The 14135-nt window shown below is 73.6% G+C and carries 12 protein-coding genes; 5 read left to right on the top strand and 7 right to left on the bottom strand.

What is annotated here, in order from left to right:
* Window positions 1-140 precede the first annotated feature (140 nt).
* From MTR79_RS14800 to MTR79_RS14820, 5 genes are all read right to left on the bottom strand, one after another.
* Window positions 141-1463, bottom strand: a complete 1323-nt coding sequence (locus tag MTR79_RS14800) for a lipase family protein (protein ID WP_189364468.1) — start codon at window positions 1461-1463, stop codon at window positions 141-143.
* 194 nt (window positions 1464-1657) lie between these two features.
* A complete protein-coding gene (locus tag MTR79_RS14805; RefSeq protein WP_244790573.1) occupies window positions 1658-2830 on the bottom strand; it encodes a S1 family peptidase in 1173 nt (390 codons plus the stop codon).
* A 159-nt stretch (window positions 2831-2989) separates the two neighbouring features.
* Window positions 2990-4702, bottom strand: a complete 1713-nt coding sequence (locus tag MTR79_RS14810) for a SpoIIE family protein phosphatase (protein WP_244790575.1) — start codon at window positions 4700-4702, stop codon at window positions 2990-2992.
* 174 nt (window positions 4703-4876) lie between these two features.
* On the bottom strand, window positions 4877-5815 hold the full coding sequence (locus MTR79_RS14815) for a hypothetical protein (RefSeq protein WP_244790578.1): 939 nt from the start codon (window positions 5813-5815) through the stop codon (window positions 4877-4879).
* Between the two features lie 78 nt (window positions 5816-5893).
* Window positions 5894-7201, bottom strand: coding sequence for a cation:proton antiporter (locus MTR79_RS14820; protein WP_086702411.1), 1308 nt, complete (start codon window positions 7199-7201; stop codon window positions 5894-5896).
* A 105-nt stretch (window positions 7202-7306) separates the two neighbouring features.
* On the opposite strand from MTR79_RS14820, the gene MTR79_RS14825 reads away from it, so the two are divergent.
* The gene (locus MTR79_RS14825; protein ID WP_244790581.1) at window positions 7307-7837 is read left to right on the top strand and encodes a DUF2269 family protein; all 531 of its coding nucleotides are present in this window, start codon (window positions 7307-7309) and stop codon (window positions 7835-7837) included.
* Window positions 7838-7882: 45 nt separating this feature from the next.
* Here the strand turns inward: MTR79_RS14825 and htpG are convergent, their stop codons facing one another.
* Window positions 7883-9790 carry a molecular chaperone HtpG gene (gene htpG / locus MTR79_RS14830; protein WP_244790583.1) on the bottom strand — a complete coding sequence of 636 codons (1908 nt, stop codon included), beginning with the start codon at window positions 9788-9790 and terminating at the stop codon, window positions 7883-7885.
* Between the two features lie 76 nt (window positions 9791-9866).
* Window positions 9867-10496: a TetR/AcrR family transcriptional regulator gene (locus tag MTR79_RS14835; RefSeq protein ID WP_086702415.1), complete on the bottom strand. Its 630-nt coding sequence runs from the start codon at window positions 10494-10496 to the stop codon at window positions 9867-9869.
* 114 nt (window positions 10497-10610) lie between these two features.
* On the opposite strand from MTR79_RS14835, the gene MTR79_RS14840 reads away from it, so the two are divergent.
* The 4 genes from MTR79_RS14840 to MTR79_RS14855 are packed head-to-tail and all read left to right on the top strand — an operon-like array spanning window position 10611 to window position 14014.
* The gene (locus tag MTR79_RS14840) at window positions 10611-11525 is read left to right on the top strand and encodes an NAD(P)-dependent oxidoreductase (protein ID WP_189364465.1); all 915 of its coding nucleotides are present in this window, start codon (window positions 10611-10613) and stop codon (window positions 11523-11525) included.
* Between the two features lie 42 nt (window positions 11526-11567).
* Window positions 11568-12374, top strand: coding sequence for an alpha/beta hydrolase (locus MTR79_RS14845; protein ID WP_086702406.1), 807 nt, complete (start codon window positions 11568-11570; stop codon window positions 12372-12374).
* The gene (locus MTR79_RS14850) at window positions 12371-13618 is read left to right on the top strand and encodes a SpoIIE family protein phosphatase (protein ID WP_086702405.1); all 1248 of its coding nucleotides are present in this window, start codon (window positions 12371-12373) and stop codon (window positions 13616-13618) included. Before MTR79_RS14845 ends, MTR79_RS14850 begins: the two co-directional genes overlap by 4 nt.
* Window positions 13619-13678: 60 nt before the next feature.
* The gene (locus tag MTR79_RS14855) at window positions 13679-14014 is read left to right on the top strand and encodes an STAS domain-containing protein (RefSeq protein ID WP_189364463.1); all 336 of its coding nucleotides are present in this window, start codon (window positions 13679-13681) and stop codon (window positions 14012-14014) included.
* Window positions 14015-14135 lie beyond the last annotated feature (121 nt).

Raw genomic sequence — 14135 nt, forward strand, 5'->3', positions numbered from 1 at the left:
GCCGCCCGGCCGTGCGTTGGTGGTCCAAGGAAAGACGCCCCGCTTCCTGCGGGGAGATGCAGGTGCAAGGCCTGCCCGGCGCTCCGCTCATGAGCCCCGTCCCGCAACCGCGGGGCGGGGCTCATGTCATTCCCGGGTGCTCACGGCTGTGCGGGCATGGTCCAGCAGTTGGAGCGCGCCGCCTTGCCCTTGAGCCGGTCGGCCAGCCAGTCCACCGCGTCGCCCTGGTCGGTCAGCAGCGGCACCAGGTGGTTGGTGAGCAGCTTGTCGCCCAGGTTCGGCAGTCTGACCGCCTTGTAGGTGACGTCGGCGCCCTTCTTGCACCAGTCCACGGCCAGTTGCCGCGCCTGCGCGTGCGGCACGATGTCGTCCTGTGTCCCCGTCGCCAGGCGGACCGGGCCGGTGGGCTGCAGCCGGCCGAGACGCTGGTCGTCCAGGACGGCCCGGGCGGCGGGCTCTCCCGCGATGATCTCGCCGACGGACTTCCCGCTCGTGGTCCATCTGGTGCTCTTCGTGAAGCCGTAGCCCAGGATCGCGTCGCCCACGCAGGTGGTGGAGATGTCCTTCAGCGCCTTGCGCCCCGCGTCGTTCAGGTTCGCCTCGACGACCTCCCGCAGCGCCGGCGCTGCCTGGGCGAACCCGTTGATGGACCAACCGAGCGCACCGGCGAGCGCGCTGCCGTCGATGCCCTTCGTCACCTCCGTCAGATCGGCGGGCGGCGCGCCGCTGTAGGTGCCGACCAGCGGGACGTCGGGCGCGTAGGTGCGCTGGAGTTCGGCCGCGGCGGCGCTGGCCCCGCCGCCCTGGCTGTAGCCGTACATCCCCACGCGGGAGGCGGCGGTGACGGACGCGCCGGGCACGGAGCGCGCCGCCCGGGCCGCGTCCAGCATGGCGTGCCCCTCGTCGACGCGGTTGACGTAGGTGTGCAGCCGGTCGGTGGCGCCGAGGCCGACGTAGTCGGTGACGACGACCGCCGCGCCGGTGGCGAGCAGCCGGTGGACCGCGAGGGTCTCGTAACCGAAGGACACGGTCTGCCCGGTGAGGGTGAGCGGGTTCTCCAGGGCGAGGGAGGGCGCGCACTGGTCGCCCTGGCCCATGGTGCCGGAGCCGACGACGACCAGGGGGCGCGGTCCGGAGCCCTTCCAGCCGGCGGACGGCTCGATGTAGGCGCCGGTGACGGCCACCGGCTGCCCGTTCGAGTCGGTGGAGGTGTACATCAGGCGGGTGGCCGTGCCCGGCAGGCGGCGGCCGTTCAGGCCGGGCAGGCTCAGCCCGAGGCGCAGGGGCTCATGGCGGATCAGCTTGCCGTTGCCCGGCGGGAGTTCGGCGGGCGGGGTGTAGAAGGCGGGGATGGTGACACCCCGCGACACGACGGGGTCGCTCGCCGCGGCGGGCGACGCGGACGCGCACACACAGGCCGTCGTCGCGACGACGGTGGTCAGCACGCTGCTGATACGGCTCACGGCTCTCTCCTCGCTGCGGCTGCAGAAGATGAATCCGAAAATTAACAGCGCTCACTTACCGGCGGTAACCCGCGAGTGAGTTACGGACCGGTAACTGTTGTGGAGTGCGTGCCGTGGGGTGTCCGGACAGCGCAAGGAGCGGGCCCCGCCGAGGAGTTCGGCGGGGCCCGCTGGGGTGCGGAGGGGGGCGGCCGTCAGGCCGTGTGCAGCGTCAGCCCGTAGCGGTTGAGGATCTCGTTGACCGGCTGGAACCAGGTCTCGCCCCCGCTGGAGCAGTTGCCCCAGCCGCCGGAGGTGACGCCCTGCGCCTGGTCGCCGCTGATGAACGACCCGCCCGAGTCACCGCCCTCGGCGCACACGCTGGTCTTCGTCATCTGGTGCACCGCGCCCTGGGCGTAGTTCACGGTCTCGTTCTTGGCCAGCACGCGCCCGCAGTGCCAGCGGGTCGTCGAACCCGAGCGGCAGATCGAGGCGCCGACCGGGGCCTCGGCCGAGCCGCGCACCAGCTGGTCCGGCACGGTGCCCCAGCCGAGCACCACCGGCACGGTCCACCAGCCGCTGCCCACGTTCACCCAGGCGTAGTCGTTGCCCGGGAACGAGGAGCCCTGGAAGTTCCCGATGTACGAACCGTCCCAGCCGCGCACCTGCTGGCCGACGCCCCCGCAGTGCCCGGCGGTGACGAACCCGCCGTGCACCGAGAAGCCTATGGAGCAACGGACGTTGCCCGTGTAGTACGGGTCGCCGCCGACCGTGCCCGCGGCGAACGTGGACGGCGCGTCCGCGACCGTCCGTACGGTCACCGGGCCGGCCGCGCGTGCCTTCCGCACGAAGGCGCGGACATCGTTGTCGCTCCGTGCGTCCTCGACCACGTTCACCACGACCGTGTTGGCGGCCGGGTCCACGGCCCAACTGGCCACGCCCGCCGGGGCGTCGAGCCGGTCCAGGCGGGACTTGGCCGTGTCCAGCTGCTGTTCGGTGTGCTCGACGGTGCGGACGGCGGCGCCGGACTCGCGCAGGGTGCGGACGGTCGTGGCGCCGGCGTCCGGGGTGACGGCGACGGTCAGCCTGCCGCTCCGGGCGTCGAACCAGGCGCCCCCGTAGGCGGATCCGGCGGTCTTGCGTGCCGTGGGGGCCAGTGCGGTGGCCCGCCGCTCGGCGGCCAGCCGGTCCTCCGCCTCGGCGCGGGTCAGGCCGAGGTCGCGCCGCATGGCGTCGAGGAGTGCGGGGGAGGCGGGCGCGGAGGCGTCGGCCGCGGTGGAGGCGGGGGCCTCCTGCGCCGAGGCGGGGAGCGTGCCGGCCGCCGTCCAGCTGCCGATCAGGAGTGCCGCGGCCACGGCCGCGTGCGTGAGTCCGGTGCGTCGTCTCATGGAAGGTCGCCCTTCGTCGTTCCAGCAGAGGTGGGGGTGGAACACACACGTCTGAGAGCGCTCTCTAACGAGTTGGGGCGAAGCCTAGCGACTGGATCATGGCAGGTCTATGCCAAGTCGCCGGTTGTGTGGGCGCAGGCCGCTACCAGGGCGGGCGTCCTACTCCACGGGCACGCGCACGGTGAGGAGGGCGACGTCGTCGTCGTTGCCGGCCGGGCGGGTGCGCTCAAGCACCAGGTCGGTGAACCGCGCCGGCGGGTGCTCCGCCAGCGTGGCCGCATGCGTGCGCAGCAGCTCCAGGCCGTCGTCCAGCGACCGGCTCGGCTCCTCGACCAGGCCGTCCGTGTACAACAACAGCGTGGCTCCGGGCGGCACTTCGGCCTGACCGTCGGGGCGCGGCCGCTCCAGGGCGGTGCCGAGCAGCATGCCGTGCCCGCCGGTGAGGAAGCGCGCCTCGCCGTCCCGGGTGACCAGCAGCGGGGGAGGGTGACCCGCGTTGGTCCACGTCAGCGTCCACCGCCCGTCGTCCTCCCGGTCCAGGCGGGCGAACAGCAGGGTCGCCATGGTGACGTCGGTGATGTGCATGGCCGCCTGGTCCAGCCGCGACACGATGGCGTTCGGCGGCTCCTGCTGCGCCCACGCGTAGGCACGCAGCACGTTGCGCAGCTGCGCCATGCCCGCCGCCGCGTCCAGGTCGTGCCCGACGACGTCCCCGACGGCCAGCGCGGTCGCCCCGTCCGGCAGCATGAACGCGTCGTACCAGTCGCCGCCCACCTGCGAGGCGTCCGGTGCGGCCAGGTACCGGGCGCTCATCTCCAGGCCGGGCACGTGCGGGAGCTGCGGCAGCAGATGGCGCTGCATGGTCTCGGCGACCGTGCGCTGCCGCTCGTAGAGCCGGGCGTTGTCCAGCGCCAGTCCCGCCCGGCGGCAGATGTCCTCCAGCAAGGGCAGATCATCCGGGGTGAACGCCTCCCGCCGGTCCGAGCGGCCCAGAGTCAGGGCGCCCAGCACCTCCCGCACGCCCCGGATCGGCGCGACGGCCGCGGAGTGGATGCCCGACTCCGCGAACAGGCGGGCCTGCCGCGCCCCGAGCGGGGAGTCCGACGCGAGCCGCGGGGAGGGCCCTGCCAGCGCGGCGGAGACCCCACGCAGCGCCCGCGCCAGCGGCAGCAGCGAGTCCTCCGGGACGGAGGGGAGGGGCCCCTCGAGGTCCTCGCGCCGCACCAGGTCGCCGTCCCGCGCGTGCACGACGGTCGACCGGTGGACCCGGCCGCGCTCGGTGACCAGGTCGACGACCGCCCAGTCGGCGAGCTGCGGCGCGACCAGCCGCACCAGCCTGCGCAGCGCCTGCTCGACGTCCAGGGTGGCGGTCAGCTGGGTGGTGGTCTCCGCCAGCAGGGCCAGCCGCTCCAGCTCGGGCAGCGGGCTGCTGAACCGGTCGCCCGGGGTGCGCGTCTCCTCCGGGTCGTGCGGCGCGTGGAACACCACCAGCGTGCGGACCGTCCCGTCGTCCGTGCGGCACGGTGTGACCAGCCAGGACACCGGGAGGAGCGACCCGTCGCCGCGCTCGAACCACTCCTCCTCCGACTGCACGGTGCGGCCCGCCATGTAGGCCCGCCGCATCCCGCACTGGGCGAGCGGCAGGGTGGCGCCGTACCGGCTGCGGTGCAGCAGCTCGTGCGCGTCCCGGCCCAGGAAGTCCCCGGCCGGCCGCCCCAGGAGCTCCTCGGCCCGCGCGTTCACGGCCACGACCGCGCCCGTCGCGTCCACCACGTACGCGCCGGCGTCGAGGGACGCCAGCAGCGAGGGCAGCGACGCCGGCACGGCCCGGGCGACACCGTCCGCCGGGCCCCGCGTGTCGTCGTGCGTCATGCCGCGGCCCCCGTCCGGCGGGCGGCCCGTCCCCGCTCCGTCACGTGACGCACCTCCCGTGCTCCGCTCCGTCCGGCCGCCCCGCCCGGGCGTGCCGGCAGGCGGGTGCGGTTCCCGCGTACCCGCAGCGCCGCACCTGTCTCTCCCCGCTCCGCCGTCTTCCGTGCTGCCCGGTCACGTGTTGTCCCTCTCCGCCCGTGCGGCCCGGCGCGCGGTGGCCGCCGCCTCGCGCTCGGCTTCCGCCAGTTCCACCTCCGCCGCCCGGTCGCGCTCGCGCGCCTCGCCGAGTTCCGCGTGCGTCCGCTCCCGCTCCGTACGGGCCCGGGCGAGCTGTTCCTCCAGGGCGGCCACCCGCTCACCCGCCTCCCGCTCCTGCTCGTCCGCCCGTTCCAGCGCCGCCGCGGCCTCCTCGCGGGCCGTGCGCCGCTCGCGCAGCCGCTTCTCGGCGTCCCGCGCCTCCTCCCGGGCCCGGGCGGCGCGCTCCTCCCGCTCGGCGCGCCGCCGCTCGGCCTCCTCGTCCTTCTTCCCGCGCGCCGTCGTCGCGTCCTTGCGGGACGTCCGGGCGGGCGTGGACTCGCGGCGCGGCGGCACGGCGGCGACGGCGTCCGCGCCGAACTCCGAGGGAGGGGTGAGCACGCCCTCCACCCGGCCCGCCTCCCACACCGCGGCGGCCTCCGGGTCGGCCAGCACCGCCCGCAGAGTCGTCTCGACGTCCCGCTGCACCGCGTCCGACAGCGGACGACCCGCCTCCCGCGCCAGCGCCGCCGCCTGCCGTGACATCTCGGAGACGATGCGCCGCCGCTGCGCCGACAGCTCCTTCAGACCGCTCGGATCGAGCGTGGTGTACGCCTCCCGCAGCGCGCGCCCCAGCTCCAGGAAGCGCTGCGCCTCGTCGGGCCGCGACCGCCGCAGAAGGTTCGCGGCCCACCCGGCGAGGGTGGGACGGCGGGCGGCGTGGATACGGCGGGCGTCCTGGACGCGGCGCCGTGTCCGGGCCCGCGCCGCGCGCTCCTCCCGCCGGGCGACGAACTCCGACGGCGGCAGCGCGTACAGCTCGTCGAGGACCGCCTCGACGTCGTCCCCGGGGCCCGGCCGCCCGTCCTCGCGCCGCATGATCCCCACACAACACCGAACCCGGCGGCCCCGCACATCGGGACGGACCGCTCGCCGGACGCCCGTGGCGCGGGGCGTTCAGAGGCGCTCGCCCGCCACCTCGTGGTCGTGGGGATCAGGCCCGGCGCCGTTCGTCCTGGCCCGGTGCAGCCGCAACCGGTCCAGACGGGAGATGACCGGCGTGGCACTCACCCCGTGCAGCACCACCGAGGCGACCACCGTGAAGGTCACCACCGCCCACAGCACCTCGGGGGGCACCCCGAAGTCGTGCGAGTCCAGCGCGTACGCCAGGTAGAACAGGGAGCCGATGCCGCGGATGCCGAAGAACGCCGTGACCACCCGCTCCCGCGGGCCCGCCGCCGCGCCGAACTGGGCGACCCACCCGGCCAGCGGGCGGACGACGAGCAGCAGCATCATGCCGACCGCCGCGCCCTGCCAGCTGAGCGGTCCCAGACCGCCCTGGGCGACGAACGCGCCCGCCAGGAACAGCAGCCCCGCCGTCAGCAGCCGCTCGATCTGCTCCACGAAGTCGTGCAGCACCCCGTGGTAGCCGTGCGTGCGCTCCGCCGAGCGGATCCGGCAGGCGGTGACGAACACCGCCAGGAAGCCGTAGCCGTGCACCAGCTCCGTCACCCCGTACGCGAGGAACGTCACGCCGAGGGCGACGAACCCCTCGCTGTGCTCCGACAGCCGCATCGCCCGCCACCGGGCCCGGAAGAACAGCCGGCCCAGCAGCGCCCCGACGGCCAGCCCCGCGGCCACTCCCGCCGTGCACTTGTACAGCACGTCCACCAGCAGCCAGTGGCCGACACCGCCGCCGGTGATCTGCCCGCCCGCGGCGGCGAGGGCCGTCGCGGCGGCGACGAACGGGAAGGCGAGCCCGTCGTTCAGCCCCGCCTCACCGGTCAGGGTGAAGCGGACCTCGTCCTCGTCGTGCTCGGCGTCCGTGGGCTCACCGACGCGCACCTCGGAGGCGAGCACCGGGTCGGTCGGCGCGAGCACCGCCGCCAGCAGCAGCGCGGCTGCCACCGGCCAGTCCAGCAGGCCCCAGGCGAGGGCGGCGGCGGCGGCTATGGTCAGCGGCATCGTGATGCCGAGCTGACGCCACACGCCCTGCCAGGTCGCGCGGCCGAAGGGCCGGTTCAGGGCGAGGCCCGCGCCCATGAGGGAGAGGACCACGCAGATCTCCGCGACGTGCTCCACCCACACCCCGTCCGCCACCGGGTCGATGTCCGGCAGCGGGAGCGGCAGCAGCTGGACGGCGGCGCCGAGCGCCAGGAACACCAGGGGCAGCGACAGCGGCTTGCGGGCCAGCAGCCGCGGGAGCACGGCCGCGGCCAGGGCGACCGCGCCGAGGAGGGCGAAGAGGAGGTCTGCTGTGGTCACCGCTCACGTGTGCCCCCGCCCTACGCGACGTACGCCCATGTCGGTACGCGCGGTTACTCCCGTCGTGGGATGTCCTGACCGGGCGGGACCGGCACCGTGGACGGCGTGAGACTCGACCGCCCCGCACGCCGGGCCTTCCTCGTCGTCCATGTCGTCGCCTCCGCCGGCTGGCTGGGGCTCTCCGCCGGGCTGCTCGCGCTCGGCGTGGCCGCGAACACCACAGGGTCGCCCGCCACGGTGGAGGCGGCCGTGCGGTCCATGCAGCTGTTCGCCGACCGGCTGCTGCTGCCGATCGCGCTGCTGACCCTCGTCAGCGGTCTGGTCCTGGCCCTGGGCACGCCCTGGGGGCTGGCCCGGCACCGCTGGGTGTGGACCAAGTTCTGGCTGACTCTCGCCACCACCACCGCGACCGTCTTCGCGCTGCGGCCGGGCGTGAACGACGCGGTGGCGGCCGTGTCCGCCGGGCACGCGCTGCCGGACGGCGGGGACGTCCTGACGGGCCCGGTCGTGTCCCTGTCCGCCTACGTCTTCATGACGGCGATCTCCGTCCTGAAGCCCTGGGGCGCGACCCGCCGCGGCAGGCGGCTGCGGGAAGCGGCCCGCAAGGGGAGGCCCGCCGGGCCCGCCCGCGTCTGACGGGCGGGGACGGCGGGCCGCGGCGTCCAGGAGAGCCGCCTCACCTCACAGCGTGCGCTCCAGGCGGTCCGCCGTCAGCCGCACGAACCGTGCCGGGTCCTTGGGCCGGCCGCCCTCCGCCACCACGGCCAGGGTGTACAGCAGTTCGGCGGTGTCGGCGAGCTCCGAGCGGTCCTCCCGCTCCGCGTACGCCTCGTTCAGCCCCTTCACCAGGGCGTGGTCCGGGTTGAGCTCGAGGATGCGCCTGCTGTGCGGCACCTCCTGGCCCATGGCCCGGTACATGTTCTCCAGCGCCGGAGTGAGGTCGTCCGCGTCGGCGACTAGACAGGCCGGGGAGCGGGTGAGCCGCGTCGACAGACGGACCTCCTTGACGTCGTCGTCCAGCCGCTCGCGCATCCAGCCGAGCAGAGCCGCGTACGCCTCCGCCTGCTGCTTCTGCTCGTCCTCGCTCCTGTCGTCCTCGCGCGCGTCCAGGTCGATCTCGCCCTTGGCGACCGACCGCAGCCGCTTGCCCTCGAACTCGCCGACGGCGTCCGCCCACACCTCGTCGACCGGGTCGGTGAGCAGCAGCACCTCGATGCCGCGCTCCCGGAACGCCTCCATGTGCGGGGAGTTGTCGACCGTCTCGCGGGACTCGCCGGTGATGTAGTAGATGTCGTCCTGGCCCTCCGGCATCCGCTCGACGTACCGCTTGAGCGTGACCGCCTCGCCGTCCTCGTGCGTGGAGGCGAACGACGCCACCGCGAGCAGCGCGTCCCGGTTGTCGGGATCGGTGACCAGACCCTCCTTCAACACCGCGCCGAACTCCCGCCAGAACGTGGCGTACTTCTCCGCGTCCGCGGTCATCATGCTCTTCACCGAGGACAGCACCTTCTTGGTGAGGCGGCGCTGCATCATGCGGATGTGCCGGTCCTGCTGGAGGATCTCGCGGGACACGTTGAGCGAGAGGTCCTGCGCGTCCACCACGCCCTTGACGAACCGCAGGTACGACGGGAGCAGCGCCTCGCAGTCGTCCATGATGAACACGCGCTTCACGTACAGCTGGAGGCCGTGCCGCATGTTCTGCCGGAACAGGTCGTGCGGGGCGTGCGACGGGACGAACAGCAGGGCCTGGTACTCGAAGGTGCCCTCCGCGTGCAGCTGGATCGTCTCCAGAGGCTCGCGCCAGTCGTGGCCGATGTGCTTGTACAGCTCGTGGTACTCGTCCTCGGAGACCTCGTCGCGCGGGCGCGCCCACAGCGCCTTCATCGAGTTCAGCGTCTCGGGCTCGGCGGCCTCGCCGTCGTCGCCCTCGCCGTCCTTCTCCCCGACGAGCCGGATCGGCCAGGTGATGAAGTCCGAGTAGCGCTTGACGATCTCCCTGAGCTTCCACACCGACGTGTAGTCGTGCAGCTGGTTGTCCGGATCGGCGGGCTTGAGGTGCAGCACGACGGAGGTGCCCTGCGGTGCGTCGTCGACCCGTTCCAGCGTGTACGTGCCCTCGCCGCGCGAGGACCAGCGGGTGCCCTGCTTCTCCCCGGCCTTGCGGGTCACCAGGGTCACCTCGTCGGCGACCATGAACCCGGAGTAGAAGCCGACGCCGAACTGCCCGATCAGCCCCTCCGCCCCGGCCGCGTCCTGCGCCTCCTTCAGCTCCTTCAGGAACTGCGCCGTGCCCGAGTTGGCGATGGTCCCGATCAGCTCGCCGACCTCGTCGTACGACATGCCGACGCCGTTGTCCCGCACGGTGAGCGTCCGGGCCTCCCGGTCGGTCTCCAGCTCGATGTGCAGGTCGGAGACGTCGGCGTCGAGCGTGTCGTCGCGCAGCTTGGCCAGCCGCAGCTTGTCGAGCGCGTCCGAGGCGTTGGAGACGAGCTCACGGAGGAAGACGTCCTTGTTCGAGTAGACCGAGTGGATCATCAGCTGGAGCAGCTGACGAGCCTCTACCTGGAACTCAAACGTTTCGGTCGACATGGTTCGCGATTACCTCACAGATCCATAGGTCCAGGAAACGCCGGATACTGGCGCGATCACTGTAGTCAACGCGGCGTCAGCTTCCGACGGCTTCGCCCGTTCCGCCGTCAGCCGCGGGCCGGGGCACCGCCGCGTCCAGCAAGGGGCCGAGTTCGCGGACCGCCGTCGTCAGGGCGCGGACGCTGCGCTCGGCCCGGGCGATCAGGAGCGCCCCTTCGAGAGAGCTGATCATCAGCGTGGCGAGCGGGCGGCTGCGCTCCTCGGGCACGCCCATGTCCGTCAGGGCGCCGGCCACCGCGCCCGTCCACCGGGTGAAGGCGGCCTCCGCGGCCTGCCGCGTGGAGTCCGCCGTACGGGCGCAGTCCACCGTGGCCGCCGCGACCGGGCAGCCGCCCTCGAACCCCTCGGTCTCGTACTCGTCGGTCCACTGGCGGACCATCTCGGAGAACAGGCCGGACGGCGTCGGCTCGGGCAGCGCGGCGAGGAACCGTGGGACCCGGTTCCCCGCGTACCTCCCGGCCCAGCCGACGGCCTCGTTGACGAGCTGCTCCTTGCCGTCGGGGAAGTAGTGCTGGAGCGAGCCGCGCGGCGCCCGCGCGTGGGCGGCCACCTCGCGCATGCCCGTCGCGCCGACCCCCGCGCGCCGGATCAGCTGGGCGGCGCTGAAGACCATCCGCTCCCGCGGCCCCCGCTCGGCCCCTGCCATCCCGGCCTCCCGCATCTCGTCGAGCGTCCCGTCGATCCACCCTATGACCGCCGTCATGAAGGGCGCTACTATGACAGCGGTCATAGCGGAGAGCCGGGGAACGGATGGTGCGGCATGCGTGTGGGCTTCGTCGGACTCGGGGTCATGGGGCGGCCCATGGCGCTCAACCTCGCGCGCGCCGGCATCCCGCTCGTCGTGTGGAACCGCACCCTGGAGCGGTGCGCGCCCCTGAGCGAGGCCGGCGCCGAGGTGGCCGCGAGTCCGGCGGAGGTCTTCGAGCGGGCGGACACCGTGCTGCTGATGCTGGCCGACGAGGCGGCCGTCGACGCGGTGCTCGGCCGCGGCACCCCCGCCTTCGGAACGCGCCTGGCCGGACGCACCGTCGTCCACATGGGCACCACCTCCGCCGAGTACTCCGCCGCGCTGGAGAAGGACGTACGCGCCGCCGGAGGCGCCTACGCCGAGGCCCCCGTGTCCGGCTCCCGCGTCCCCGCCGAGCAGGGAGAACTCGTCGCGATGCTGGCCGGCGAGGACTCCGTCCTCGCGGACGTGCGCCCGCTGCTCGCCCCGATGTGCAGGGAGAGCTTCGACTGCGGGCCGGTGCCGGGCGCCCTGCTGATGAAGCTCGCCGTCAACATCTTCCTGATCACCCAGGTCACAGGGCTCACCGAGGCGTTCCACTTCGCCGACCGGCACGGACTGGACCGCGCCCGCTTCCTCGACGTGCTGGACGCGGGCCCCATGGCCAGCTCCGTGTCCCGGATGAAGGCGCCCAAGCTGCTCGCCCGGGACTTCGCGGTCCAGGCCGCCGCCACCGACGTGCTGAAGAACAACCGGCTGATCGCCGAGGCCGCCCGCGCGGCCGGGGTGGCCTCCCCGCTGCTCGACGTGTGCCACGCCCTCTTCGAGGAGACCGTGACGGGCGGACACGGCGACGAGGACATGGTGGCCGTGCTGCGCGCCCTGGAGGCCCGCACCGGCGGGGCACGCGCCGACGGGGCCCGTCCCCCGGGCGACGTCATCGTCTGAGGCCGTCGACGGCCACCGTGCCCGGCGTGCGAGCATGGGCGGATGAGCATCCTGCGCAGGAACAACGTCCGGGTGACCGGTGCCGCCACCGGGCGGCCCGTCGTTCTCGTCCACGGCTTCGGCTGCGACCAGAACATGTGGCGCCTGGTCGAGCCCTTCCTCGCAGAGGACCACCCGCTGGTGCTCTTCGACTACGTCGGCGCCGGCCGCTCCGACCTGTCCGCCTGGAGCGAGGACCGCTACTCCTCCCTCGACGGCTACGCCCGCGACCTGGTGGAGGTCTGCGAGGAGCTCGACCTGCGCGACGCGATCGTCGTCGGCCACTCGGTGAGCGCGATGACCGGCGTGCTGGCCGCGGCCGCCGCCCCGGAGCGCATCGGCGCCCTGGTCATGGTCTGCCCCTCGCCGCGCTACATCGACGAGGACGGCTACCGCGGCGGCTTCAGCGCCGAGGACATCGACGAGCTGCTGGAGTCGCTGGAGTCCAACTACCTCGGCTGGTCGGCCACCATGGCACCGCTCATCATGGGCAACCCGGACCGCCCGGAGCTCGGCGAGGAGCTGACCAACAGCTTCTGCGCGACCGACCCGGACATCGCCCGGGTCTTCGCCCGCACGACCTTCCTTTCCGACAGCCGCAAGGACCTGGAGACCGTCACCGTGCCCACCCTGATCCTGGAGTGCGAGCAGGACGCCATCGCGCCCCGCGAGGTCGGCGCGTACGTCCACGCCGCCGTGGAGGGCAGCGAACTGGTCACCCTCGACGCCGTCGGCCACTGCCCGCAGCTCAGCGCCCCCGAGGCCACCGCATCGGCGATCCGCGCCTTCCTGTCCTCAGGAGCCCGTTGAACCCGGGCGCCGCGGACGACCCCGACGCGGAGACGACCGGCACCGGCCCCGCGTTCAGCGCCCTGCTGGAGGACTCGGCGGAGGACCTGTACGAGTCGGCGCCGTGCGGCTACCTGTCCACCCTGATGGACGGCACCATAGCCAAGATCAACGCCACCCTGCTGGGTTGGCTCGGCCTCTCCCGCGAGGAGGTCGTCGGCCGCAAGCGCTTCAGCGACCTGCTCACGGTCGGCGGCCGGCTCTACCACGAGACGCACTTCGCCCCGCTGCTCCGCATGCAGGGACATCTCGGCGGCGTCGCGCTGGAGATGCGCACCGCCGCCGGACCCCGGCTGCCGGTGCTGGTCACCTCCACCCTCAAGCGCGGTTCCGACGGCGAGCCGCTGCTGATCCGCACCACCGTCTTCGACGCCACCGACCGGCGCGCCTACGAGCAGGAACTGCTGCGCGCCCGCCGGGCCGCCGAGGAGGCGCGCGAACAGGCCGAGGCCGACCGCGCCCAGCTGCGCGAGGCCCTGGCCGTGCTCCAGCGCAGCCTGCTGCCCGACACCCTCCCCGACCTCCCCGGGGTGGAGACGGCCGGCTACTACCACACGGCCTCCCCGATGGAGCTCGGCGGCGACTTCTACGACCTGTTCGCCCTGGACGACACCCGGACCGCCTTCTTCCTCGGCGACGTCTGCGGCAAGGGCCCCCAGGCCGCGGCCCTGACCTCGCTCACCCGCTACACCCTCCGCGCCGCCATGATCCAGGACGCGGACCCGGTGGACGACCTGCGGACCCTCAACAAGGCCCTCATGGCGCGCTACACCGGCGACGACCCCCGCTACTGCACCGCCGTGGCCGGCGTGTTCGAACGGGTGGGGGACACCCTGGAAATCCGGCTCGCCTCCGGCGGCCATCCCCCCGCGCTGATCCTGCGCGCCGACGGCACGGCCGAGTTCCTGAGCACCCTCGGCGGCATGCTGGTCGGCGTCCTCCCCACGGCGCAGTTCGTCGAGGTGAGCACCGTGCTGGGGCCCGGTGACACGCTGCTGCTCTACACCGACGGCCTCACCGAGGCCCGCGTCGGCCCCGACCGGGAGCTCTACGGCTACGACGCGCTGCGGTCGTTCGCCGCGGCGCGCGCCCCCGCGGGCGGCCGCGCCCTGGTCGACGCCCTCACCGGGCTGCTGAGCGACTTCGGCGACGGCCTCGACGACGACACCGCGCTCCTCGCGATCGGCGTCCCCGCCACCGCCTGATACCGGCCCCCCGACCACCCTTCTCAGCACGAGTTTCACGGAACGAACAGAGCGACCCCCATGAAACCCCTGACGATCGTCTCGTCCCGCACGCCCGCCGGCGCCCTCCTCGAGGTGGCCGGCGACCTCGACCACAGCAACGCCCACCAACTGCGCCGGGCCGCCGTCGGCGCGGTCGTCTCCGCCGGGCTGATGCTCGTGGTGGACCTGGGCGAGCTGGGCTTCTGCGACTCCAGCGGCATCACCGCGCTGATCGCCGTACGCAACCACGTCGTCGCGGCGGGCGCCGGACTGATCCTCGTGGCCGTGCCCGAGGCGCTGCGCCGGCTGCTCCACCTCACCGGCCTCGACGAGGTCTTCGACCTGCGCGACAGCCACCGCCTCCGAACGAGCTGACCGCCCCCCGCACTCGGTGGTCCGTACGCCGTTGACGAGGGCTGTTCGATTGCTCTTGCGCCATCCGGGGCACCCGGGGTGTGCCGAAAGCGCCGCCGGTGGCTTCCTGAGCCGTCGCGGG

Source organism: Streptomyces sp. BJ20, from assembly GCF_022869105.1.
Classification (GTDB): Bacteria; Actinomycetota; Actinomycetes; order Streptomycetales; family Streptomycetaceae; genus Streptomyces; species Streptomyces griseoincarnatus.

Coding starts and splice junctions, on each gene's coding strand:
- MTR79_RS14805 (WP_244790573.1), bottom strand. CDS start 2,830: ATGAGACGACGCACCGGACTCACGCACGCGGCCGTGGCCGCGGCACTC.
- MTR79_RS14810 (WP_244790575.1), bottom strand. CDS start 4,702: ATGACGCACGACGACACGCGGGGCCCGGCGGACGGTGTCGCCCGGGCC.
- MTR79_RS14815 (WP_244790578.1), bottom strand. CDS start 5,815: ATGCGGCGCGAGGACGGGCGGCCGGGCCCCGGGGACGACGTCGAGGCG.
- htpG (WP_244790583.1), bottom strand. CDS start 9,790: ATGTCGACCGAAACGTTTGAGTTCCAGGTAGAGGCTCGTCAGCTGCTC.
- MTR79_RS14835 (WP_086702415.1), bottom strand. CDS start 10,496: ATGGCAGGGGCCGAGCGGGGGCCGCGGGAGCGGATGGTCTTCAGCGCC.
- MTR79_RS14840 (WP_189364465.1), top strand. CDS start 10,611: ATGCGTGTGGGCTTCGTCGGACTCGGGGTCATGGGGCGGCCCATGGCG.
- MTR79_RS14845 (WP_086702406.1), top strand. CDS start 11,568: ATGAGCATCCTGCGCAGGAACAACGTCCGGGTGACCGGTGCCGCCACC.
- MTR79_RS14855 (WP_189364463.1), top strand. CDS start 13,679: ATGAAACCCCTGACGATCGTCTCGTCCCGCACGCCCGCCGGCGCCCTC.